This is a genomic window from Paraburkholderia phenoliruptrix (genome assembly GCF_047325075.1).
Lineage (GTDB): Bacteria > Pseudomonadota > Gammaproteobacteria > Burkholderiales > Burkholderiaceae > Paraburkholderia > Paraburkholderia phenoliruptrix.
This window is the reverse complement of sequence record NZ_CP168531.1, coordinates 3,110,136-3,131,237: the sequence shown is the minus strand read 5'-3', so window position 1 is coordinate 3,131,237 and position 21,102 is coordinate 3,110,136. Positions and strand designations below refer to the sequence as shown.

22 protein-coding genes are annotated in these 21,102 nt (G+C 62.0%); 15 read left to right on the top strand and 7 right to left on the bottom strand.

Annotated features, from left to right (window positions below):
• Positions 1-153 precede the first annotated feature (153 nt).
• From ACEN8U_RS25895 to ACEN8U_RS25830, 14 genes are all read left to right on the top strand, one after another.
• The gene (locus ACEN8U_RS25895) at positions 154-837 is read left to right on the top strand and encodes an NADH-quinone oxidoreductase subunit J (RefSeq protein WP_013587780.1); all 684 of its coding nucleotides are present in this window, start codon (positions 154-156) and stop codon (positions 835-837) included.
• Between the two features lie 20 nt (positions 838-857).
• Entirely contained in the window at positions 858-1,163 is a 306-nt protein-coding gene (nuoK, locus tag ACEN8U_RS25890; RefSeq protein ID WP_013339863.1) for an NADH-quinone oxidoreductase subunit NuoK, read from the top strand.
• Between the two features lie 17 nt (positions 1,164-1,180).
• Positions 1,181-3,250: an NADH-quinone oxidoreductase subunit L gene (gene nuoL / locus ACEN8U_RS25885; protein ID WP_013587781.1), complete on the top strand. Its 2,070-nt coding sequence runs from the start codon at positions 1,181-1,183 to the stop codon at positions 3,248-3,250.
• Between the two features lie 14 nt (positions 3,251-3,264).
• A complete protein-coding gene (locus tag ACEN8U_RS25880; protein ID WP_310106254.1) occupies positions 3,265-4,755 on the top strand; it encodes an NADH-quinone oxidoreductase subunit M in 1,491 nt (496 codons plus the stop codon).
• A 24-nt stretch (positions 4,756-4,779) separates the two neighbouring features.
• Complete coding sequence (nuoN, locus tag ACEN8U_RS25875) at positions 4,780-6,252, top strand: NADH-quinone oxidoreductase subunit NuoN (RefSeq protein WP_013587783.1); 1,473 nt, start codon at positions 4,780-4,782, stop codon at positions 6,250-6,252.
• Positions 6,252-6,548 (top strand): DUF2818 family protein, encoded by a 297-nt coding sequence (locus ACEN8U_RS25870; protein WP_310106256.1) that lies wholly within the window; start codon positions 6,252-6,254, stop codon positions 6,546-6,548. The genes nuoN and ACEN8U_RS25870 overlap by 1 nt, the downstream gene beginning before the upstream one ends.
• 43 nt (positions 6,549-6,591) lie before the next feature.
• Entirely contained in the window at positions 6,592-7,176 is a 585-nt protein-coding gene (locus tag ACEN8U_RS25865; protein WP_013587785.1) for an NUDIX domain-containing protein, read from the top strand.
• A gap of 316 nt (positions 7,177-7,492) precedes the next feature.
• Complete coding sequence (locus tag ACEN8U_RS25860; RefSeq protein WP_310106258.1) at positions 7,493-7,750, top strand: hypothetical protein; 258 nt, start codon at positions 7,493-7,495, stop codon at positions 7,748-7,750.
• Between the two features lie 34 nt (positions 7,751-7,784).
• Positions 7,785-8,309 (top strand): DNA-binding protein, encoded by a 525-nt coding sequence (locus ACEN8U_RS25855; protein WP_310106260.1) that lies wholly within the window; start codon positions 7,785-7,787, stop codon positions 8,307-8,309.
• Positions 8,310-8,578: 269 nt separating this feature from the next.
• Positions 8,579-9,004, top strand: a complete 426-nt coding sequence (locus ACEN8U_RS25850) for a DUF1178 family protein (protein ID WP_013587788.1) — start codon at positions 8,579-8,581, stop codon at positions 9,002-9,004.
• A gap of 48 nt (positions 9,005-9,052) precedes the next feature.
• Entirely contained in the window at positions 9,053-10,249 is a 1,197-nt protein-coding gene (locus ACEN8U_RS25845; RefSeq protein ID WP_013587789.1) for an acyl-CoA dehydrogenase family protein, read from the top strand.
• Between the two features lie 10 nt (positions 10,250-10,259).
• Positions 10,260-11,387: an acyl-CoA dehydrogenase gene (locus ACEN8U_RS25840; protein ID WP_310106263.1), complete on the top strand. Its 1,128-nt coding sequence runs from the start codon at positions 10,260-10,262 to the stop codon at positions 11,385-11,387.
• A 35-nt stretch (positions 11,388-11,422) separates the two neighbouring features.
• On the top strand, positions 11,423-11,881 hold the full coding sequence (locus ACEN8U_RS25835; RefSeq protein ID WP_310106266.1) for a MaoC family dehydratase: 459 nt from the start codon (positions 11,423-11,425) through the stop codon (positions 11,879-11,881).
• Positions 11,878-12,357, top strand: a complete 480-nt coding sequence (locus ACEN8U_RS25830) for a MaoC family dehydratase (RefSeq protein ID WP_310106268.1) — start codon at positions 11,878-11,880, stop codon at positions 12,355-12,357. Before ACEN8U_RS25835 ends, ACEN8U_RS25830 begins: the two co-directional genes overlap by 4 nt.
• A 121-nt stretch (positions 12,358-12,478) precedes the next feature.
• Here the strand turns inward: ACEN8U_RS25830 and ACEN8U_RS25825 are convergent, their stop codons facing one another.
• The 6 genes from ACEN8U_RS25825 to ACEN8U_RS25800 form a co-directional block, all read right to left on the bottom strand.
• Entirely contained in the window at positions 12,479-13,180 is a 702-nt protein-coding gene (locus ACEN8U_RS25825; protein ID WP_013587793.1) for a glutathione binding-like protein, read from the bottom strand.
• Between the two features lie 164 nt (positions 13,181-13,344).
• Positions 13,345-14,604 (bottom strand): acyl-CoA dehydrogenase family protein, encoded by a 1,260-nt coding sequence (locus ACEN8U_RS25820; RefSeq protein ID WP_310106271.1) that lies wholly within the window; start codon positions 14,602-14,604, stop codon positions 13,345-13,347.
• A gap of 74 nt (positions 14,605-14,678) precedes the next feature.
• Positions 14,679-15,785 (bottom strand): phosphotransferase, encoded by a 1,107-nt coding sequence (locus ACEN8U_RS25815; RefSeq protein WP_310106274.1) that lies wholly within the window; start codon positions 15,783-15,785, stop codon positions 14,679-14,681.
• Positions 15,786-15,805: 20 nt separating this feature from the next.
• Positions 15,806-16,522 carry a histidine phosphatase family protein gene (locus tag ACEN8U_RS25810; RefSeq protein WP_310106279.1) on the bottom strand — a complete coding sequence of 239 codons (717 nt, stop codon included), beginning with the start codon at positions 16,520-16,522 and terminating at the stop codon, positions 15,806-15,808.
• 10 nt (positions 16,523-16,532) lie between these two features.
• On the bottom strand, positions 16,533-17,321 hold the full coding sequence (locus ACEN8U_RS25805) for an oxepin-CoA hydrolase, alternative type (RefSeq protein ID WP_310106282.1): 789 nt from the start codon (positions 17,319-17,321) through the stop codon (positions 16,533-16,535).
• Positions 17,318-18,874, bottom strand: coding sequence for a 3-hydroxyacyl-CoA dehydrogenase (locus ACEN8U_RS25800; protein ID WP_310106284.1), 1,557 nt, complete (start codon positions 18,872-18,874; stop codon positions 17,318-17,320). The genes ACEN8U_RS25805 and ACEN8U_RS25800 overlap by 4 nt, the downstream gene beginning before the upstream one ends.
• A 132-nt stretch (positions 18,875-19,006) precedes the next feature.
• Here ACEN8U_RS25800 and ACEN8U_RS25795 point away from each other — a divergent pair, with 132 nt between their 5' ends.
• Complete coding sequence (locus tag ACEN8U_RS25795; RefSeq protein ID WP_310106287.1) at positions 19,007-19,654, top strand: glutathione S-transferase; 648 nt, start codon at positions 19,007-19,009, stop codon at positions 19,652-19,654.
• 169 nt (positions 19,655-19,823) lie between these two features.
• On the opposite strand, the gene ACEN8U_RS25790 is transcribed toward ACEN8U_RS25795, so the two are convergent.
• On the bottom strand, positions 19,824-20,996 hold the full coding sequence (locus ACEN8U_RS25790; RefSeq protein WP_310106290.1) for a pyridoxal phosphate-dependent aminotransferase: 1,173 nt from the start codon (positions 20,994-20,996) through the stop codon (positions 19,824-19,826).
• Between the last annotated feature and the right edge of the window lie 106 nt (positions 20,997-21,102).

Genomic DNA, 21,102 nt, shown 5'->3' with positions numbered 1-21,102 from the left:
GCCTGTTGTCGGGCCGGACGCCGCGGCGTGAATGCCGCGGCATGGCGCACCTGTGCGGTTGTTCTGGCGGTTTTCACGCTGTTGCCAGCGTGCTTGCCAGATGCACGTGCCAAAGAAAATGCCTGACGATGGCCTAACGATGAACCGGTAATCATGGAATTCACGACCGTACTGTTCTACATCTTCGCGCTGCTCCTGGTGGTTTCAGGGCTGAAGGTGATCACCTCGCGCAACCCGGTGTCGTCCGCACTGTTTCTCGTGCTGGCGTTTTTCAACGCAGCCGCTATCTGGATGCTGCTGCAGGCCGAGTTCCTCGCCATCCTGCTGGTGCTGGTTTATGTGGGCGCGGTGATGGTGCTGTTCCTGTTCGTCGTGATGATGCTGGACATCAACCTCGACGTGCTGCGCAAGGACTTCAAACGCTTTGTGCCCATGGCCACGGTCGTTGGCGCGATCATCGTGCTCGAAACCGCGCTCATCCTGTGGCACGGCTACGGTGCGACGAGCACGGTGGTGCGCGACACGACCGCCGCCGCGAGCGGCATGGGCGACTGGTCGAACACCCGCCTGATCGGCAAGGTGATCTACACCGACTACATCTTCGCGTTTGAAATTGCCGGACTCGTGCTGCTGGTAGCGATTATCGCGGCCATCGCGCTGACCACGAGCCACAAGAAGGACAGCAAGCGCCAGACAATCAGCCAGCAGGTCAAGGTGCGCGCGCAGGACCGCGTGCGCGTCGTGAAGATGCCGTCGGAGAAGAGCGCGGCGACTGTCGCGGCGGAAGAAGCCGCAGCAGCGGCGGCAGCCGAATCGGCGTCTGCGAAGAACAGCTGAGCGGACAGGAGATAAAAATCATGTTGACCCTTGCCCATTACCTCGTGCTCGGCGCGATTCTCTTTGCGATCAGCGTCGTCGGCATTTTCCTGAACCGCCGCAACGTCATCATCATCCTGATGGCGATCGAATTGATGCTGCTCGCGGTGAACACCAATTTTGTCGCCTTCTCGCATTACCTCGGCGACGTGCATGGCCAGATTTTCGTGTTTTTTGTGCTGACAGTGGCGGCAGCGGAAGCGGCGATCGGCCTCGCCATTCTGGTGACCCTGTTCCGTAGTCTCGACACGATCAATGTCGAAGATCTCGATCAGCTCAAAGGTTAATCTCAGGAAAAGCGGTTATGTCCACGATACTTAATGAAAACCTGCTGCTGGCGATTCCGCTGGCGCCGCTGGCCGGCTCACTGGTCGCGGGGCTGTTCGGGAAGGCTGTAGGGCGCGCGGGCGCGCACTCGGTCACGATTCTCGGCGTTGCCATCTCGTTCGTCCTGTCGATGATGGTGTTCTTCCAGGTGCTGGACGGCGCGAGCTTCAACGCGACCGTCTACGAATGGATGATGATCGGCAAGACGAAGTTCGAGATCGGCTTCCTCGTCGATTCGCTGACGGCCATGATGATGTGCGTCGTGACCTTCGTGTCGCTGATGGTGCACATCTACACGATCGGCTACATGGCCGACGACGACGGCTACCAGCGCTTCTTCTCGTACATCTCGCTCTTCACGTTTTCGATGTTGATGCTCGTCATGAGCAACAACTTCCTGCAGCTGTTCTTCGGCTGGGAAGCGGTGGGTCTGGTGTCGTACCTGCTGATCGGTTTCTACTTCACGCGCGAGTCGGCCATCTACGCGAACATGAAGGCGTTCCTCGTGAACCGCGTCGGCGACTTCGGCTTCCTGCTCGGTATCGGCCTGCTGTTCGCGTTTGCCGGTTCGTTGAACTACGGCGACGTGTTCGCAAAGCGTACGGAGCTTGCCGCGCTGAGCTTCCCGGGCACGGACTGGGGCTTGCTGACGGTGGCCTGTATTTGCCTCTTCATCGGCGCAATGGGTAAGTCCGCGCAGTTTCCGCTGCACGTGTGGCTGCCCGATTCGATGGAGGGTCCCACGCCGATTTCTGCGCTGATTCACGCGGCAACCATGGTGACGGCCGGTATCTTCATGGTCACGCGCATGTCGCCGCTGTTCGAACTGTCGGATAGCGCGCTGTCGTTCGTCACGGTGATCGGTGCCATTACCGCGCTGTTCATGGGGTTCCTCGGCATTGTCCAGAACGACATCAAGCGTGTGGTGGCGTACTCCACGCTCTCGCAACTCGGCTACATGACGGTTGCGCTCGGCGTCTCGGCTTATCCGGTCGGCGTGTTCCACCTCATGACGCACGCGTTCTTCAAGGCGCTGCTGTTCCTCGGCGCGGGTTCCGTGATCATCGGCATGCACCACGATCAGGACATGCGCAACATGGGCGGTCTGCGCAAGTACATGCCGATCACGTGGATCACGTCGCTGATCGGTTCGCTCGCGCTGATCGGCACGCCTTTCTTCTCGGGCTTCTACTCGAAAGATTCGATTATCGACGCCGTCAAGCTGTCGCATTTGCCGGGTTCGGGCTTTGCCTATTTCGCCGTGGTGGCAAGCGTGTTCGTCACCGCGCTGTACTCGTTCCGTATGTATTTCATGGTGTTCCACGGCAAGGAGCGCTTCCGCGATCCGAAGCATCCGGATTCGCCGATGGGCGCCGAAGCCGCGGCACACGGTCATGGCAACGGCCACGACGCGCACGGTCATGGTCACGACGACCACGGTCACGCGCACGAGCCTCATGAAACGCCGTGGGTGGTGTGGGTGCCGCTGGTGTTGCTGGCCATTCCGTCCGTCGTGATCGGTGCGATTGCTGTCGGTCCGATGCTGTTCGGCGACTTCTTCCAGCACGGCGTGGCGTTCGAGAAGGTCATCTTCATCGGCGAAAACCATCCGGCATTGCATGAAATGGCGGAAGAGTTCCACGGCTGGGCGGCAATGGGCCTGCACTCGGTGGCCGGTCTGCCGGTCTGGCTGGCGCTCGCGGGTGTCGTCGTTGCGTGGTTCCTGTATCTGGTTCGTCCTGAACTGCCGGCTACCATCAAGCGCGCGTTCGGTCCGATCTACACGCTGCTCGACAACAAGTACTACATGGACAAGATCAACGAAGTCGTGTTTGCGCGGGGCGCGGTGGCAATTGGCCGTGGTCTCTGGAAGGAAGGCGACGTCGTCGTGATCGACGGTATCGTCAACGGCAGCGCACGCTTTATCGGCTGGTTCGCCGGCGTGATCCGCTTCCTCCAATCCGGCTACATCTACCACTACGCGTTCGCCATGATTATCGGCATGTTGGGGCTCCTGACCCTGTTTGTAACGCTCGGCGGCAAATAAGGCGAGGGACACTAATGCACGCTTATCCGATTCTCAGTATCGCCATCTGGTTACCGATCCTTTTCGGCCTGCTGGTTCTGGCCATCGGTTCCGACCGCAACCCGGGCCCCGCGCGCTGGGTTGCATTGATCGGCTCTATCGTGAGCTTTCTCGTCACGATTCCGCTGATCACCGGTTTTGATTCGAGCACCGCCGACCTGCAGTTCGTCGAAAAGGCGAACTGGATCGAACGATTCAATATCACGTATCACCTGGGCGTTGACGGCATCTCGATGTGGTTCGTGGTGCTGACCGCACTGATCACCGTGATCGTCGTGATCGCCGCGTGGGAAGTCATTACGAAGAACGTCGGCCAGTACCTCGCTTCGTTCCTGATCCTGTCGGGCATCATGGTCGGCGTGTTCAGCGCGGCCGACGGCATGCTGTTCTACGTGTTCTTCGAAGCAACGCTGATTCCGATGTACATCATCATCGGCGTGTGGGGCGGGGCGAACCGCGTCTACGCGGCGTTCAAGTTCTTCCTGTACACGCTGATGGGCTCGCTGCTCATGCTGGTCGCGCTGCTCTATCTGTACATCCAGACCGGTACGTTCGACCTCGCCACCTGGCAGCACGCGCAAATCGCGATGACGCCGCAGATCCTGCTGTTTATCGCGTTCTTCATGGCGTTCGCCGTGAAGGTGCCGATGTGGCCGGTGCACACGTGGTTGCCTGACGCTCACGTGGAAGCGCCGACGGGCGGCTCCGTCGTGCTGGCCGCGATCATGCTGAAGCTCGGCGCCTACGGTTTCCTGCGCTTCTCGTTGCCCATTACGCCGGACGCAAGCCACTTTCTCGCGCCAGTCGTCATCACGCTGTCGCTCATTGCCGTGATCTACATCGGCCTCGTCGCGATGGTGCAGGCCGACATGAAGAAGCTCGTCGCGTATTCGTCGATTGCGCACATGGGCTTCGTTACGCTCGGCTTCTTCATCTTCAATCAGCTCGGCGTAGAAGGCGCGATCGTGCAGATGATCTCGCACGGTTTCGTGTCGGGCGCCATGTTCCTTAGCATCGGCGTGTTGTACGACCGCATGCATTCGCGTCAGATTGCGGACTACGGCGGCGTCGTCAACGTCATGCCGAAGTTTGCGGCTTTCGTCATGCTGTTTTCGATGGCCAATTGCGGTTTGCCGGGCACCTCGGGTTTCGTCGGCGAATTCATGGTGATTCTCGCCGCCGTCCAGTACAACTTCTGGATCGCGGCCGGCGCCGCCGTGACGCTGATCCTGGGCGCGGCCTACACGCTGTGGATGTACAAGCGCGTGTACTTCGGCGCGGTCGCCAACGACCACGTGAAGAGCCTGCTCGACATCGGCCGCCGCGAATTTTTCATGCTGGCAGTGCTCGCCGCACTGACGCTTTTCATGGGCCTGTATCCGAAGCCCTTTACCGATGTGATGCACGTATCCGTGGAAAACCTCCTCTCCCACGTTGCGCAGTCGAAGCTGCCGTTGTCTCAGTAACGCAGAGCGGAGGAATCAAACACCATGCAAAACGCCCCTATGACTGCTCTGTTGCCCGACGCGCTGGTGATGCTCGCCGTTGTCGTCGCGTGGCTTAACGACACGTTCGTCGGCCAGGCCGGTCGCCGTACCACGTACTTCATCGCGGTCCTGTCGACGCTCGTCGCCGGCATCTGGTTCGCGGTAAATGCGTTCGACCCGTCGGTGCACTACTTCTTCAGCCGCATGTACGTGGTCGACTCGTTCGCGAATCTGATGAAAGCCGTGGTGACCCTCGGCTATACGGTCACGATCGTGTATTCGCGCCGCTACCTCGAAGATCGCGGGCTGTATCGCGGCGAGTTCTTCCTGCTCGGCATGTTCTCGCTGCTCGGTCAGATCGTCATGATCTCGGGCAACAACTTCCTGACGCTGTACCTCGGTCTGGAACTGATGTCGCTGTCGCTGTATGGCGTGATCGCACTGCGTCGCGAGGCCGCGCCGTCGAATGAAGCCGCCATGAAGTACTACGTGCTCGGCGCGCTGGCTTCCGGCTTCCTGCTGTACGGTATTTCCATGCTGTACGGCGCGACCGGCTCGCTCGAGCTGAACGAAGTCTTCAAGGCGATCGGTCAGAGCCACTACGACCCGAGCGTGCTGCTGTTCGGCGTGATCTTCATCGTCGCGGGCGTCGCGTTCAAGATGGGCGCCGTGCCGTTCCACATGTGGGTGCCCGACGTCTATCAAGGTGCGCCCACGGCCATGACGCTGCTGGTCGGCGGCGGTCCGAAGGTCGCGGCATTCGCGTGGGGCCTGCGCTTTCTCGTGATGGGTCTGCTCCCGCTCGCAGTCGAATGGCAGGAAATGCTGGTGATTCTCGCGGCGCTGTCGCTCATCGTCGGCAATATCACGGGTATCGTGCAGCGCAATGTGAAGCGGATGCTCGCGTACTCGGCGATCTCGAACATGGGCTTCGTGCTGCTCGGCCTGCTGGCCGGCGTGGTCGACCACAAGACCACCGGCGCGGCGAGTGCGTACGGCTCGGCGATGTACTACAGCATCGTCTATCTGATCACGACAATGGGTACCTTCGGCGTCATCATGCTGCTCGCGCGTCGCGAATTCGAAGCCGACACGCTTGACGACTTCAAGGGTCTCAATCAACGCAGCCCTGTGTTCGCGTTCGTCATGATGGTCATGATGTTCTCGCTCGCCGGCATCCCGCCCGCAGTCGGTTTCTACGCGAAACTGGCGGTACTGCAGGCTACGATGAACGCCGGCCTGACCTGGCTGACGGTGCTGGCTGTGATCACGTCGCTGTTCGGCGCGTTCTACTACCTGCGTATCGTGAAGCTGATGTATTTCGACGAGCCGCAAGACAAGTCGGCCATCACCGCGGACACGGGTACTCGCGCGTTGCTCGCGCTCAACGGCGTCGCGGTGCTGGTACTCGGCATCGTGCCGGACCCGCTCTTGAAGGCTTGCCTGCAAGCTATCCAGCACACACTGTCGTTCTAATGTCCGCCGCTGGCTGGTTTATCGTGCTGTTGGCGCTCGTCGGCGCCAACCTGCCGTTCCTGAATCAGCGACTCTTCGCCGCCGTCCCGTTGAAGGCGGCGAAGAAAAGCGCCTGGCTCCGCATTGCCGAACTGATCGTGCTGTACTTCGTGGTCGGCGCGCTCGGCTTTCTGCTCGAAGCGCGTGTCGGCAATCGGTTTGAACAGGGGTGGCAGTTTTACGCGATCACGTTCGCACTGTTCGTCGTCTTCGCCTTCCCCGGCTTCACTTTCCAGTATCTCCTCAAACGCCGCTGACGGCGTCACGCCGTCGCGCACCAAGCTGTTCCGAGGTCCGCATATGGCTGAACTTCCCAATCACGACGCCGTCCTTACCGAGACCTGTGTCGACAGTAAAACGGTCCATCAAGGGCCGTTTCTGACACTCAAGTGCGACACCGTTCGTCTGCCGGACGGCAAGCATGCGACCCGCGAATATGTGGAGCATCCGGGCGCCGTGATGGTGATTCCCCTGTTCGATGACGGCCGTGTGCTGCTGGAAAGCCAGTATCGCTATCCGATGGGCAAGGTTATGGTCGAATATCCGGCCGGCAAACTCGATCCGAACGAAGGCGCGCTCGCCTGCGCGATTCGTGAATTGCGCGAAGAGACGGGCTACACGGCGCGGGAGTATGTGTATCTGACGCGTATCCACCCGATTATTTCCTACTCGACCGAGTTCATCGACATCTATCTCGCGCGAGGTCTCACGGCCGGCGAACGCAAGCTCGACGACGGCGAGTTTCTCGAAATGTTCACGGCGACGGTTCCCGAAGTGTCGGAGTGGGTGCGAACCGGCAAGATCACAGACGTCAAAACCATCATCGGGACGTTCTGGCTCGAGAAGGTGTTGTCGGGCGCATGGCCGATGGCGCAACCGCAATAAATCGTGGCATCTGCCGGCACACAAGTATTGGTGCTGCATCAGCGAAGCCCCTGCCGGTTTTGACCGTCAGGGGCTTTGTCATTGTTGGGCGCGCCAAACCTTCCACATTTCTCATGGCGTCTGAACGAATGCGCCTTTGTCCTATGCCATCCGACAGTCTCGCGTCATTGTGGCGCCTACTTTAGTATGGAACTCCGGCAAACCGCTTTCTCGTCAAATTATTTTGCACAACGAAGTATATGAGCGCGAGCGTCGCCGACCGAAATCAGGTTGTCACTTGACAACCTGATTTGCGGGTACTACATTGGAGGACAGGATGGTTCGTGGAGTCCACGCTAAGAAAGAGATTGAGGCCGCATTGGCATATGCCGAGCGGCGCGGGTGGCGCATACAGGGCGGAGGCAAGGGGCACGCGTGGGGAAAAATGTATTGCCCTTATAAAGATGCGGAGTGCCGTTGCGGAGAGTTCTGCATCTCAAGTGTGTGGAGTACGCCTAAGAATGCGGTTAATCATGCCAGGCACTTGCGGCGTGTGGTCGACAACTGCACGGCGCACCGTTCATGCCGGCATTGAGTTGCAAAGTCATGGAATTGAGTAGGAGTAGCACATGGAATATACGTTCACGTTGAAGTACAAACTCGCTGCGCAAGACTGCGATCTTGACGCGATTGTCGAGCGACTGGGCGAAGCGGGGTGTGACGACGCCACAATCGGCGTGGGTCAGCCGGGGCGGCTCGCGCTGGTCTTTTCTCGAGAAGCGGCGTCCGCGTTCGAGGCGCTGGCCAGCGCGCTTCGCGACGTCAAGAATGCGGTGCCGTCGGCACGGCTTGTCGAAGCGGGCCCGGATTTCGTTGGTCTGACAGACGTGGCCGAGATTGCGGGCGTGTCCCGGCAAAACATGCGCAAGCTTATGCTGAGTCATGCAGCTGAGTTCCCGGCGCCGGTGCACGAGGGAAGTGCGTCGGTGTGGCATTTGTCGGACGTGCTCGATTGGCTGGATTCCCGTGGTGGATACGACATCAAGCCAGACGTTTTCGATGTCGCGAAGTCGGCCAAGCAGATCAACCTCGCCAAAGAAGTGCGCGAGCTCGAGCCGCAGCTGAGTCGTCGACTCGAACGTCTCGTCGCGTGAGCGCTCAACAGGGAACCGTACGAGGAGCCCGGTGAGCACCCCGTGAGTGCGCAGGTTTTCGGAAGCGCTAAGGTGGTAACACGCACGCAGGTCGGGCTCGTCCGGTCATATCGCGTTCAGCAGGTGTTTGCTCAAAGCGTTAAAATCGCCCTCCACGCCTGATCTTCCGGCAGCGTCTTGATACGAACGCGTGGTCCGCCAATTTTTACGAACGACCGTTCACAAATTTTCGTTTTGCGCTAAACTGGCAAGCAAGCCCCTGATTCCAAATGAAGGTCCTCGATTTACAGTGTCCGCACGGCCATCGGTTTGAAGGCTGGTTTGCTTCGGCTGATGACTTCGAATCGCAGCAGTCCCGCAAGCTGGTCGAATGTCCGATTTGCGGCGCGAAAGAGGTGAGCCGTTTGCCGTCGGCTCCGCGCCTGAATCTCTCGGGTGCGGTCGAAACGAAAGCGCCCGCGACCTCCGGTGACCTGCAGGCGCGGGCCATGCGTGCGTTGCGCGAGGTACTGGAAAAGACGGAGAACGTGGGCGACCGCTTCGCCGAGGAAGCGCGGCGCATTCATTACAACGAAGCGCCGGCACGCAATATTCGCGGCGTCACGACGCCGGAAGACGCGCGAGCTTTGGTCGAAGAAGGCATCGAAGTGATGCCGCTGCCGGTCCCGGCTGCCTTGAAGGAACCGCTGCAATAGCGCAGTGGCTCACTGGCGGCGGGTGGTAGCGGCCAGGAGACACTGCGTATGAATCTGGACTATTCCCCCGCGGAGAAGGCGTTCCGCGCCGAGATCCGCGCCTGGCTCGAAGCCAGCCTGCCTCGCGAACTGAGCGAGAAGGTACTCAATCACAAGCGGCTGAATCGCGAAGACTTCGCAAGCTGGCACAAACTGCTGGGCGCGCGCGGCTGGTCGGCTGTGGCCTGGCCGAAGGAATACGGCGGCCCAGGCTGGGACGCGACCCAGCGTCATATCTGGGACGAAGAGTGCGCGCGTGTCGGCGCGCCCACGGTGTTGCCATTCGGTGTCTCCATGGTTGCGCCAGTCCTCATGAAATACGGCAACGAGGCCCAAAAACGCTACTACCTGCCGCGCATTCTCGACGGTACCGACTGGTGGTGTCAGGGCTACTCGGAGCCCGGCTCCGGTTCCGACCTCGCGTCGCTACGCACGCGTGCTGAACGGGTCGGGGATCACTACCTGGTCAATGGGCAGAAAACGTGGACTACATTGGGGCAGCACGCCGATATGATGTTCTGCCTCGTGCGCACGGACAGCGGCGCGAAGAAGCAGGAGGGAATCTCGTTCCTGCTTATCGACATGAAGACGCCCGGCATCACGGTCCGTCCGATCATCACGCTCGACGAAGACCATGAAGTCAATGAAGTTTTCTTCGAAGACGTAAAAGTGCCCGTCGACAATCTGGTCGGCGAGGAGAACCGCGGCTGGACCTACGCGAAGTATCTGCTTGGGCACGAGCGCACCGGCATCGCACGAGTCGGGCAGTCAAAGCGCGAGCTGGTTTTCCTCAAGCGTCTCGCGCTCGATCAGAAAAAGAACGGCAAACCGCTTTTGCACGACCCGGTGTTCGCCGCCAAAGTCGCAAATCTGGAAATCGAACTGATGGCGCTCGAAGTCACCGTGCAGCGCGTGGTGGCCAACGAGGCAGGCGGACGTGGGCCGGGTCCCGAGGCCTCGATGCTCAAGATCAAAGGCACGGAGGTGCAACAGGCGTTGACCGAACTCATGTTCGAAGCCATCGGGCCGCTTGCCGCGCCGTTCGACGTGCCGTTCCTCGAAGGCGAGCGCCAACACAGCCTTGCTGGCGACGACGATGCGGCGCCGTTAGCCGCGTATTACTTCAACTTCCGCAAGACGTCGATCTACGGCGGCTCGAACGAAATTCAAAAGAACATCATCGCCCAGATGATTCTCGGACTTTGAGGAGCGGCGCATGGACTTCACCTTCAACGACGAGCAACAGCAGTTTGCCGACGCGCTGCGCCGCTATCTGGATAAGGGCTACGGCTTCGAAGCGCGCCAGGCGATCGTGCAGTCGGACACCGGTGTCTCAGAGGCCCACTGGGCAGCCTTCGCCGAGTTGGGCCTGACGGCATTACCGGTGCCGGAAGCACACGGAGGTTTCAACGGCGGACCCGTCGACATGCTGGTCGTCATGCAGGAACTGGGCCGTGCGCTGGTGGTCGAGCCGTATTGGGCGAGTGCCGTGGGCATCGAGGCCGTGCGCCTCGCCGGCACAGGGCAGGGCGAAGATGCATCGCTGCTCGAGCGCGCGGCTCAAGGCAAGATCAAGCTGGCGTTTGCATTCCACGAACCGCAGGCGCGCTACGACCTGTTCGATGTGGCAACCACTGCGCATGACGCAGGCGAGCAGCAGACGCTTACCGGAAGGAAGTCAGTGGTGCTGCATGGCGCGCAGGCGGATTATTGGATCGTTCCGGCGCGGGTGAACGGCGAAATCGCGCTATTCGTCGTTGCGCGCGAGGCCGCCGGTGTGAAGATCACCGATTACCGCACCATCGACGGGCAACGCGCTGCCACGCTGGAGTTCGACCGCACGCCGGCACGCCGTCTGAGCGGCCGGCACGCGGGCGCGGCGGCTCTCGAGCATATCGCGGATTACGGCACGCTGTTGCTGTGTGCGGAAGCCATCGGCGCCCTCGACGCATTGAACACGGCAACGGTCGACTACACGAGGACGCGCCAGCAGTTCGGTCAGCCCATCGCACGCTTCCAGGTCTTGCAGCACCGTATGGTCGAGATGCTGATTCACGCCGAACAGGCGCGTTCGCTCACCTACCTGGCCGCCATGCGCTATTCGAGCGAAGATGCCGATGAGCGCCGCCGCGCAATCTCCGCGGCGAAGGTGCGCGTGGGGCAGGCCGCACGGTTCGTCGGCCAGCAGGCGGTGCAGTTGCACGGCGGCATGGGCGTCACGAACGAGGTCGCCGCGGCGCATCTGTTCAAGCGTCTCGCTATCATTGAAACGACATTGGGCGACGTCGATCATCATCTTGCACGCTTTGCCGCGCTGCCGGGGTTTGTCAGTACCGAAGTCTGATTGGCCGATTGAATCGACAGCAAGGAGACAAAGAGATGGGTTTGAGTTACGAGGACATGACGGTCGGCTCGACGACCGAAGTCGGCAAGCACACTTTCACGCGCGAGGAGATCATCGAGTTTGCGGAGAAGTTCGACCCGCAGCCGTTCCATGTCGACGAGGCCGCGGCTGAAACGTCTGCGTTTCGGGGATTGGTGGCGAGCGGCTGGCATACCTGTTCGGTCATGATGGGCATGCTGGTGCGCAACGTACTCGCGGGCTCGACGTCGATGGGCTCGCCCGGCATCGACGAAATACGTTGGCTCAAGCCGGTACGCGTCGGCGATACGATTACCATGACGAATTCGGTGCTCGACAAGCGCGTCTCGGAGAGCAAACCGGATCGCGGCATCGTGTCCACGCAATGGGCGGGCATCAATCAGCATGGCGAGACGGTGATCACCGTGCGCTCCAAAGGCTTGTTCGGGCTGCGCAACCCGGGCGCCGGGTCATGACGACGGAAAGCGCGTCGCCTGCTGCGGTGTTTTGCGACGCGGCGGCGTTGCATGCGCTCGTCGGCGGGGCGCCGCTGTTAAGCGATTGGATAACGATCGATCAAGCGAGCGTCGATCGTTTTGCCGAAGCCACCGGCGACCAGCAATGGATCCACGTCGACCCCGAGCGAGCGCAGCGCGAGTCCCCATTCGGCGGCGCCATTGCGCACGGCTTCATGACGCTTTCGCTGATTCCCGGACTGCTGCAAAAAACTGTGCGGATCGAGCAACGCATGGCGGTGAACTATGGGCTCAATCGCGTCAGGTTTACGTCGCCTGTACTGGTGGGCGCGCAATTGCGCGCTCAATTCGCGGCGGCGTCCGTCGTGGATATCGAGCAGGCAGGCGTGCAAATAACGTGGAACGTCACGTTGGAGCGGCAAGGCAATGAGCGGCCGGTGTGCATTGCCGAGTTCATCACGCGCCATTATTTCTGACGCGCTCCGCCGCAAGCGTTAGGCGGACGACGGCTACCCGCATGCCACCGTCGGGTCGCTTTGGCGCCACGACATTTCCAGTCAGGCGCGCGTGCGCGCCGTCGCGCCACGCCCCAACGCCCTAATGCTTTGCGTATTGTGTCGCGCCGAACAGCATTTCCTTGGCCTTGTCGTCCATCAGCGGCTTGCGGGCCGACGCGAGCACGGCGACGCCGCGCACCACCGCCGGGCGCGCGGCGATTTCCTCGTGCCATCGTTTCACGTTCGGAAACGCGTCCAGTTCGATGCCCTGGTTTTGCCACGAACGCGTCCAGGGGAACGACGCAATGTCGGCGATCGTATACTCGTTCCCAGCGAGGTACTGCGTCTTGCCGAGTTGCTTGTCCATCACGCCATACAGCCGCCGCGTTTCATTGGTGTAGCGGTTGATCGCGTACTCGATCGGCTCGGGCGCGTAAATGCGGAAGTGGTGCGTTTGCCCGAGCATGGGCCCGAGACCGCCCATCTGGAACATCAGCCATTGCAGTACCGAATAGCGGGCAGCGGGATCGGTTGGCAGGAAACGGCCGGTTTTCTCGGCGAGATAAATCAGGATCGCGCCCGATTCGAACAGCGCGAACGGCTTACCGTCCGCGCTGCGTGGGCCGTCGGAGTCGGTAATCGCCGGAATCTTATTGTTCGGGCTGATGTCGAGAAATTCGGCTTTGAATTGATCGCCGGCGCCGATGTCGACTGCGTGCACCGTGTACTCGAGGCCTGTCTCCTCGAGCATGATATGAACCTTGTGACCGTTAGGGGTCGCCCAGCTATAGACGTCGATCATCCTCGCTCCTTGCGTTCGTTACCGCGGCACCGCGAGGGCGCCGCGCTTCGCGAAAATTAGAGCATAGATCGCGCGATGCTGCTGGCGAGCCGGCTGCAACGACGGGTGCTGCAAGACCGAATCTGCCGCCGACAAAACGCCTGTCAAATTCTGTCAGCAGTACCTCAAGCGCGCGTGACCGGCGTCTTGACACGATCCGTCGCGCCGGGCTCCATGTAACGCGCAAGTTCCAGCTTGGCAATCGCATTGCGATGCACTTCGTCCGGTCCGTCGGCGAAACGCAGCGTTCGAGCCGACGCGTAAGCGTACGCGAGCGGGAAGTCGTCGCTGACACCGCCGCCGCCGTGAGCCTGGATTGCCCAGTCGATGACCTGACAGGCCATGTTCGGCGCCACGACCTTGATCATCGCGATTTCGCCGCGCGCTGCCTTGTTGCCCACGGTGTCCATCATGTACGCGGTTTTCAGCGTCAGGAGCCGCGCCTGCTCGATCAGGCAGCGCGCCTCCGAAATGCGCTCCTGCGTCACGCCCTGCATGGCAACCGGCTTGCCGAAGGCGACGCGTTGCAGCGACCGTTTGCACATCAATTCGAGCGCGCGCTCTGCAAGGCCGATCAGACGCATGCAATGATGGATGCGTCCCGGTCCCAGGCGGCCCTGCGCAATCTCGAAGCCACGCCCTTCGCCGAGCAGCATATTCGTCGCCGGCACGCGCACGTTGTCGAGCGTAATTTCCATGTGGCCGTGCGGCGCGTCGTCATAACCGAACACGGAAAGCGGACGGTGCACCGTGATCCCGGTGGCGTCGGCGGGAACGAGGATCATTGACTGCTGTTGATGGCGCGGCGCCTCGGGATCGGTCTTGCCCATCACGATATAGATCTTGCAGCGCGGATCGCCCGCGCCCGACGACCACCACTTGTGACCGTTGATCACGTAGTAGTCGCCGTCGCGCACAATGCTGGTCTGGATATTGGTGGCATCCGACGAAGCGACTTCGGGCTCCGTCATCAGGAATGCAGAACGAATGTGCCCTTGCAGAAGCGGTTCAAGCCATTCGCGCTTGTTCTCCTCGCTGCCGTAGCGCTCGATCGTTTCCATGTTGCCGGTGTCGGGCGCGTTGCAATTGAACACCTCCGGCGCCCAGGGCACGCGCCCCATGATTTCGCACAATGGCGCGTATTCGAGGTTAGTCAGCCCGGCGCCGCGTACGGAATCCGGCAAAAACAGATTCCACAGGCCCGCGTCGCGCGCTGTCTGCTTGAGTTCCTCGATCAGTTCCGTCGGCTGCCATGCGTTGCCGTCTTGCCGATTCCGTGCAATCTCCGCGTAGAACGCGTGCTCATTGGGATAAATGTGCTCGTCGAAAAAGGCGAGCAGTTTTTCGCGCAGTGCCTGAACCTTCGGGGTGTAGTCGAAATTCATCTATGACCTCGCGGATAACGGACGATATTCAATGTGGGGCTGCGAGGCGCGCTCCGGCGCCCTCGCATCGCCGATCAACGCACCTTCTGCGCGTAACGCCAGGCGAGCTCAGCCATTGGCCGCGCGCGCCGGCCTGCATCGAGTGCTTGCGCGCTTGCCGCGGTGCCGTCGACGACTCGCTTCATGATGCCCTGCAGAATCGCCGCGATGCGAAACATGTTGTACGCCAGGTAGAAATTCCAGTCGCCGCGAATCTCGAAGCCTGTGCGCGCGCAATATTGCTCGACGTAGCGCTGTTCGTCGGGTATGCCCAGCGCGGCCCAGTCAAGGCCCGCGATGCCGCGGAACTGTGCGGGATCGACATGCCACGCCATGCAGTGATATGCGAAATCCGCGAGCGGATCGCCGAGCGTCGACAATTCCCAGTCGAGTACGGCCAGCACTTTCGGTTGCTTGCGATCGAAGATCAGATTGTCGAGCCGGTAATCGCCATGCACGATCGAGACGCGCTCGCCGCTTTCGGCGGGCATATGCTGCGGCAGCCATTCGATGAGACGCTGCATCGCTTCGATCGGTTCGGTTTCCGACGCAAGGTACTGCTTGCTCCAGCGGCCGATCTGACGCGCGAAATAGTTGCCCGGCTTGCCATAGTCGGAAAGCCCCACGTCCGCCGGGTCGACGCTGTGCAGTGCGGCGATCACGCGGTTCATTTCATCGTAGATCGCGGCGCGTTCAGCGGCGCTCATGCCGGGCAGCGACGGGTCCCACAGCACACGGCCCTCGACGAACTCCATCACATAGAAGGCGCGCCCGATCACGCTTTCGTCCTCGCACAGCGCGAGCATTCTGGCGACGGGCACGTCCGTGCCGGCGAGCGCATGCATGACGCGGTATTCGCGTTCGACGGCATGCGCGGACGGCAGCAATTTCGCCGCCGGCCCAGGCTTCGCGCGCATCACGTAAGCGCGCGCGGGCGTGACGAGCTTGAAGGTGGGATTCGACTGCCCCCCGGCGAACTGCTCCACCGTGAGCGGCCCCGAAAAACCGTCGACATGCTGCGTCAACCACGCGCCGAGCGCTTCATGGTCGACGCGCTGCCGTTCATTGACGGGGCGCGTGCCCTCGAACGCCGAGTAATCCGCCCGCTGTTCCAGTTCGCCGCTTTCTGACGCTTGCACCATGTGTCTCCTCCGGTTCGGGTTCAGCTACGCGAGTATTGGATGAATTGTGCGTAGAGAATTTCCATCGTCGTATTGCGGATGTCGCGATGCAGCGGCGACGGCGGGGAATAATTGATCGCGCGCAGCACCCAGTCGCGCGGTGCCGAGCCGACGTCGAGCGCGTTGATGCAGCCCGTGGCCTGCGCAAGGTGGCCGAAGAATGTGCGGCCGCCGGCCGTGAGCGCATGCGAGAGAATCGCGCGATTCACCCCGCCGTGCAGCACCAGCAACACGGTGTCCCACGAGCTGTCCTCGCGCAACGCGGCGACGGCGGGCAGCACGCGGTCGAACAATTCGCGGATCGTCTCCCCGTCGAGAAAGCGCGTGCTTTCCGGCACGATCCCGTCGAACACGCCGAGAAACGCCGCTTCGAGATCCTGCAACGGAATCTGCCGCAGCTTGCCGCCGCGAATTTCATGCCACGCCGGTTCGATCTCCACTTCGATCCGCTGACCGGTCTCGGCCAGCACGCGCTGCGCGGTTTCCACGGTGCGCGGCAGTCCGCTCACGATCACACGGTCGAAGCGCACCTGCTGTTCGGCGAACACGCGGCCCGCGGCGCTTGCCTGCTCGCGGCCGTTGGCGTTCAGGGGCACGGTTTCGGGATCGATTGTCCGGCCGGAGTCGTCGAAGTACGTCACATCGCCGTGACGCATCAGATAGATGCGCCGGCGCTTCGGTAGCTGATAGGCAGGCATGGTCCCTCGCTTATTTGTAGACGGGCGCGCGCTTTTCGAGGAACGCGGAAATGCCCTCCAGCGCGTCGCGATGATGCAGCGAGGCGACGAAGTTATCGCGTTCGGCAACGAGATGCGTGGAAAGCGGCTGCGTGCCGGCCGCGCAGACCAGAGTCTTGATGCGCGCGGTCGAATTGGGCGAGATCTTGCCGAGCTCGTCCGCCCATGCGACGGCGGCGTCGCGCGCCGTGCCCGGCTTCACGAGCCTGTTGACGACGCCGAGTTCGTGCAAACGCGCGGCGCCGATCGGCTTGCCTTCGATCAGCACTTCCGTGGCCAGCTGGCGAGGCAGCGCCTGCGCGAGGAACCACGAGCCCCCGCCGTCGGGTGTGAGGCCGACGCGTGCATACGACATCACGAATTTGGCGTCTTCGGCCGCGACGATCAGATCGCATGCCAGCGCGAGCGAAAAGCCGGCGCCGGCAGCCGCGCCGTCGACCGCGGCAATCACCGGTTTCGAGGACAGCCGCAGCGCCGAGATCCACTCGGCCAGCAGGTCGATGCTTTGTGCCTGCACCGAAGGGTCTTTCGCGCGATTTTCGAGCAGACGGTTCAGGTTGCCGCCCGCGCAAAAAAAGTTGTCCGCTCCCGCGATCACCACGGCGCGAATGGATGGATCGCGTTCCACTGAATCGAGCGCTTCGATTCCGGCCGCATACATGTCGGGGTGCAAGGCGTTGCGGGCGCCGGGGTTCGATAGCGTGAGAACCAGTGTCGATTCGCTTTCTGGCGGGCGCGAGGTGAGCAGTTCGGCGCTCATGATTGTGTCTCCGTATCGTTGTCTGCGGCGTCGCACTGGGTGAGCGACAGGCCGAGTTGCGCGCGGCGCGCGAGCCACGGCGACGGCCGGTAGCGCGGCTCGCCGAGCACGTCGAACATATTGCGCAAAATGGTGAGGATGGTTTTCGCGCCGAGCGCGTCGCCGAGTGCAAGCGGCCCGCGCGGATAACCGAGGCCGAGCATCACGGCCAGGTCGATGTCTTCCGGCGACGCAATCTGCTTTTGCGCGATGTCGCAGCCGATGTTGACGATCGTTGCCACCACGCGCTGGGCGACGAACCCCGTCGAGTCGCGAATGACGGTGACCGGCACGCCGTCGGCGGCAAAGAGCGCATGGCCGGCGTCGCGCGCGGCGCGCGTGGTGGCGGGCGTGGTCATCAGCGTGCGGCGTTGGGCGCCGACGAGCGGAAAGAGCGCGTCGATGGCGACGACGCGGCGCGCGTCGAGCGCTTCGTCGACGGCGGCCGTGGTGGCGTCGTGGCCGAACGGTGTGACGACAATCAGCGAATCGGCGGCGGGCGTCGCGCCTTCGTCCAGCGTCACGCCGGCTTTCCCAATGAGATCGACCACGGCTTCGTAAGCTTCCGGGTAGCGCTTGCTGACCCAGACGCTCGCCGGCAGCGCAGTGGGCGCGGGGGCTTCCGCGGCCGCCTGCTGCTTGCCGTCTTCATAGCGATAAAACCCTTCGCCGGTCTTGCGGCCGAGCAGTCCGCCCGCGAGCCGTGTGCCGGTAATGGGCGAGGGCGTAAAGCGCGGCTCCTCATAAAACTGATGGTAGATCGACTCCATCACCGGGTGTGAAACGTCGAGCGCGGTCAGGTCGAGCAGCTCGAACGGGCCAAGGCGAAAGCCTGCTTGCTCGCGCATGATTCTGTCGATGTCGGCGAAACTCGCCACGCCTTCTCCGGCCACGCGCAGGCCCTCGGTATTCATGCCGCGGCCCGCGTGATTGACGATGAAGCCAGGCATGTCTTTTGCGCGAACCGGCGTGTGGCCCATGCGGCGCGCGAGGTCCATCAACGCGTCGCCTGCTTCGCGGTCGCTGCGCAGGCCGTCGATCACCTCGACCACTTTCATGAGCGGGACCGGATTGAAGAAGTGATAGCCGACCACGCGCGACGGGTCGCTACAGCCCGCGGCGATCGCCGTGATGGACAGCGACGACGTGTTCGACGCGAGCACGCAACGTCCGCTCACCACGGTCTCGAGTTCGCGAAAGAGCGCCTGCTTGACTTCGAGCTTTTCGACGATCGCCTCGATCACGAGATCGCAATCCACGAGTTCGCTGATCGAATGCGCGGCCTTGACGTTGGCGAGCGCGGCGAGCGAACGCGCGTCGTCGAGCTTGCCTTTGGCGGTGAGCTTGGCGAACGTGTCGGCGAGATAATCGCGCGCGGCGCCGATTGCAGCCGGATTCGCGTCGTAGAGGCGCACGGTGAGACCGGCGAGCGCCGCGATCTGCGCGATGCCGCGGCCCATTGCTCCGCTGCCGACAATGCCGATAGTCTCGATGCTGAAATTACGAGAGGTCATTGTGTTGCTCGACTCCATGGTTATTTTAGAATAGCACGCTCGTGCACATTACCTGACGGTTGCCGGGCGGCTGCCGCATCCGTTGATCAGTAGTTCAACAGTTTCACCTACGCAGGAAACAAGGAGACAACGATGATCAAGCTGTGCGGCTTTGCGCTTTCCAACTACTACAACAAGGTGAAGTTCGTTCTGCTCGAACACGGCATCGAGTTCGAGGAGGTGTTCGTCGAGCCGAGCCAGGACGAGGCGGTGCTCGCTCACTCGCCGCTCGGCAAAGTGCCTTATTTGCAGACGGACCACGGCGATTTGTGCGAATCGCAATGTATCGTCGAGTATCTCGCCGCGCGCTTTCCCGACAGGCAGATTTTCTCCGCGGATCCCTGGGAGGCGGCCAAGGAGCGCGAGTTGATCACGTTCGTCGATGTGCATCTCGAACTGACGGTGCGCAATCTGTACAAGGAAGCGTTTTTCGGCGGCACGGTGAGCGACGCGACCAAGGGCCGGGTCGAGAAGCTGCTCGCGCATCACATCGCGGGCTTCATGCGGATAGCGAAGTTCGCGCCGTATTTGCGCGGCGAGCGGTTCAGCGTCGCGGATGCAGCCGGCTACGTGAGCTTGCCGCTCGTCGGCATGGCGACGCAGGCTGTCTATGGCCGCGATTTTCTGCTCGACGCCGGTCTGGACTGGAAGAGCTATGTGAAAGCGATCAACAGCCGGCCAGCCGCGCAGCGCGTGACCGAGGACCGCAAGGCGTATATCGCGGCGTCGCGTCCGGCCTGACTGAAGGCGCCGGCCGGGGCGCCGCGAAATGCCACACGAAGCGCAACACGAAGTGCAACCCGAAACGCGCCGCACGGCATGAAGCGAGCAGCGGCGCCCGGCGCACGCGCTGGCCGCTGCGCGCGATGACGAGGAACGTAGGTTCGTTCGCAGCATCGCGCGTGACATGCTAGAGCCGCGCCAGCCGTTCGAGCGCCGTGGCGAGCGTGGTTTCCTGCTTCGCAAAACAGAAGCGCACTACGCCCGACTCGTGCGCCTCGTGATAGAACGCGGAGACCGGAATGGCGGCGACGCCGATTTCGCCGGTCAGCCATTGCGCGAACTCGGCTTCGGGCAGATTGCTGATGGCGGAATAGTCGACGCACTGAAAGTACGTGCCCGTGCACGGCAGCAGCTTGAAGCGGGAATGGGCGAGGCCGGCGCGGAAGAAATCGCGCTTCTTCTGATAAAACGCCGGCAGCTCCAGATACGGCGCCGGGTCTTTCATATACTCGGCGAGGCCGATCTGCATCGGCGTGTTCACGGTGAAGACGTTGAACTGATGGACTTTGCGGAATTCGGCGGTCAGCGCGGCCGGCGCCGCGACGTAGCCGACTTTCCAGCCGGTCACGTGATACGTTTTGCCGAAGCTCGACACGACGAAACTGCGTTGCGCCAGCTCCGGATATCGCGCCACGCTTTCGTGCGGTGCGCCGTCGTACACCATGTGTTCGTACACTTCGTCCGAGAGAATCAGCACGTTGGTACCGCGCACGATGTCTTCGAGCTTGCGCATGTCTTCGGCGCGCCAGACGGTGCCGGTCGGATTGTGCGGCGTATTGATCAGCAGAAGCCGCGTTTTCGGCGTCATGGCGGCGGCGAGCCTCTCGAACGGGATCGCGTAGTCCGGCGCCTCGAGAGTGACGAATACGGGTTTGCCGCCCGCCAGTTCGATGGACGGAAGATAGCTGTCGTACGTCGGCTCGATCACGATCACTTCGTCGCCCGGATGGACCGTGCACAGAATCGCGGTCAACAGCGCCTGGGTCGCGCCTGCCGTGACGGTGATCTCCGTGGCGGCGTCGTAGCGGCGGCCGTACAGACTGGCGATCTTGCTGGAGATCGCTTCGCGCAGCGGCGCGGCGCCTGCCATCGGCGGATACTGGTTGTGGCCGTCGCGCATTGCGTTCGCGACCGCCTCCACGATGCGCGGATCGCAGCCGAAGTCGGGAAAGCCCTGGCCGAGGTTCACCGCGCCTTTCTCGGCGGCGAGCGCGCTCATCACGGTGAAGATCGTGGTGCCGACATTCGGCAGGCGCGAGGGAAACGAGGGACTCATGGGCGTGTCGTGCGGTGCATTCATGGCGCGGTTCGGGCGGGACGGGTGAGTGGGCGCAGGCATCGTTTTGAAACCCGCGAAGCCTGATTGTAGGGAATCGCGGCGCTGCGTGCGCGGCCGCGGCGCAGCG

What these genes read in the sequence shown, in the direction of transcription:
- ACEN8U_RS25895 (WP_013587780.1), top strand. Translation starts at nt 154, where the DNA reads ATGGAATTCACGACCGTACTGTTCTACATCTTCGCGCTGCTCCTGGTG.
- nuoK (WP_013339863.1), top strand. Translation starts at nt 858, where the DNA reads ATGTTGACCCTTGCCCATTACCTCGTGCTCGGCGCGATTCTCTTTGCG.
- nuoL (WP_013587781.1), top strand. Translation starts at nt 1,181, where the DNA reads ATGTCCACGATACTTAATGAAAACCTGCTGCTGGCGATTCCGCTGGCG.
- ACEN8U_RS25880 (WP_310106254.1), top strand. Translation starts at nt 3,265, where the DNA reads ATGCACGCTTATCCGATTCTCAGTATCGCCATCTGGTTACCGATCCTT.
- nuoN (WP_013587783.1), top strand. Translation starts at nt 4,780, where the DNA reads ATGCAAAACGCCCCTATGACTGCTCTGTTGCCCGACGCGCTGGTGATG.
- ACEN8U_RS25870 (WP_310106256.1), top strand. Translation starts at nt 6,252, where the DNA reads ATGTCCGCCGCTGGCTGGTTTATCGTGCTGTTGGCGCTCGTCGGCGCC.
- ACEN8U_RS25865 (WP_013587785.1), top strand. Translation starts at nt 6,592, where the DNA reads ATGGCTGAACTTCCCAATCACGACGCCGTCCTTACCGAGACCTGTGTC.
- ACEN8U_RS25860 (WP_310106258.1), top strand. Translation starts at nt 7,493, where the DNA reads ATGGTTCGTGGAGTCCACGCTAAGAAAGAGATTGAGGCCGCATTGGCA.
- ACEN8U_RS25855 (WP_310106260.1), top strand. Translation starts at nt 7,785, where the DNA reads ATGGAATATACGTTCACGTTGAAGTACAAACTCGCTGCGCAAGACTGC.
- ACEN8U_RS25850 (WP_013587788.1), top strand. Translation starts at nt 8,579, where the DNA reads ATGAAGGTCCTCGATTTACAGTGTCCGCACGGCCATCGGTTTGAAGGC.
- ACEN8U_RS25845 (WP_013587789.1), top strand. Translation starts at nt 9,053, where the DNA reads ATGAATCTGGACTATTCCCCCGCGGAGAAGGCGTTCCGCGCCGAGATC.
- ACEN8U_RS25840 (WP_310106263.1), top strand. Translation starts at nt 10,260, where the DNA reads ATGGACTTCACCTTCAACGACGAGCAACAGCAGTTTGCCGACGCGCTG.
- ACEN8U_RS25835 (WP_310106266.1), top strand. Translation starts at nt 11,423, where the DNA reads ATGGGTTTGAGTTACGAGGACATGACGGTCGGCTCGACGACCGAAGTC.
- ACEN8U_RS25830 (WP_310106268.1), top strand. Translation starts at nt 11,878, where the DNA reads ATGACGACGGAAAGCGCGTCGCCTGCTGCGGTGTTTTGCGACGCGGCG.
- ACEN8U_RS25825 (WP_013587793.1), bottom strand. Translation starts at nt 13,180, where the DNA reads ATGATCGACGTCTATAGCTGGGCGACCCCTAACGGTCACAAGGTTCAT.
- ACEN8U_RS25820 (WP_310106271.1), bottom strand. Translation starts at nt 14,604, where the DNA reads ATGAATTTCGACTACACCCCGAAGGTTCAGGCACTGCGCGAAAAACTG.
- ACEN8U_RS25815 (WP_310106274.1), bottom strand. Translation starts at nt 15,785, where the DNA reads ATGGTGCAAGCGTCAGAAAGCGGCGAACTGGAACAGCGGGCGGATTAC.
- ACEN8U_RS25810 (WP_310106279.1), bottom strand. Translation starts at nt 16,522, where the DNA reads ATGCCTGCCTATCAGCTACCGAAGCGCCGGCGCATCTATCTGATGCGT.
- ACEN8U_RS25805 (WP_310106282.1), bottom strand. Translation starts at nt 17,321, where the DNA reads ATGAGCGCCGAACTGCTCACCTCGCGCCCGCCAGAAAGCGAATCGACA.
- ACEN8U_RS25800 (WP_310106284.1), bottom strand. Translation starts at nt 18,874, where the DNA reads ATGACCTCTCGTAATTTCAGCATCGAGACTATCGGCATTGTCGGCAGC.
- ACEN8U_RS25795 (WP_310106287.1), top strand. Translation starts at nt 19,007, where the DNA reads ATGATCAAGCTGTGCGGCTTTGCGCTTTCCAACTACTACAACAAGGTG.
- ACEN8U_RS25790 (WP_310106290.1), bottom strand. Translation starts at nt 20,996, where the DNA reads ATGAATGCACCGCACGACACGCCCATGAGTCCCTCGTTTCCCTCGCGC.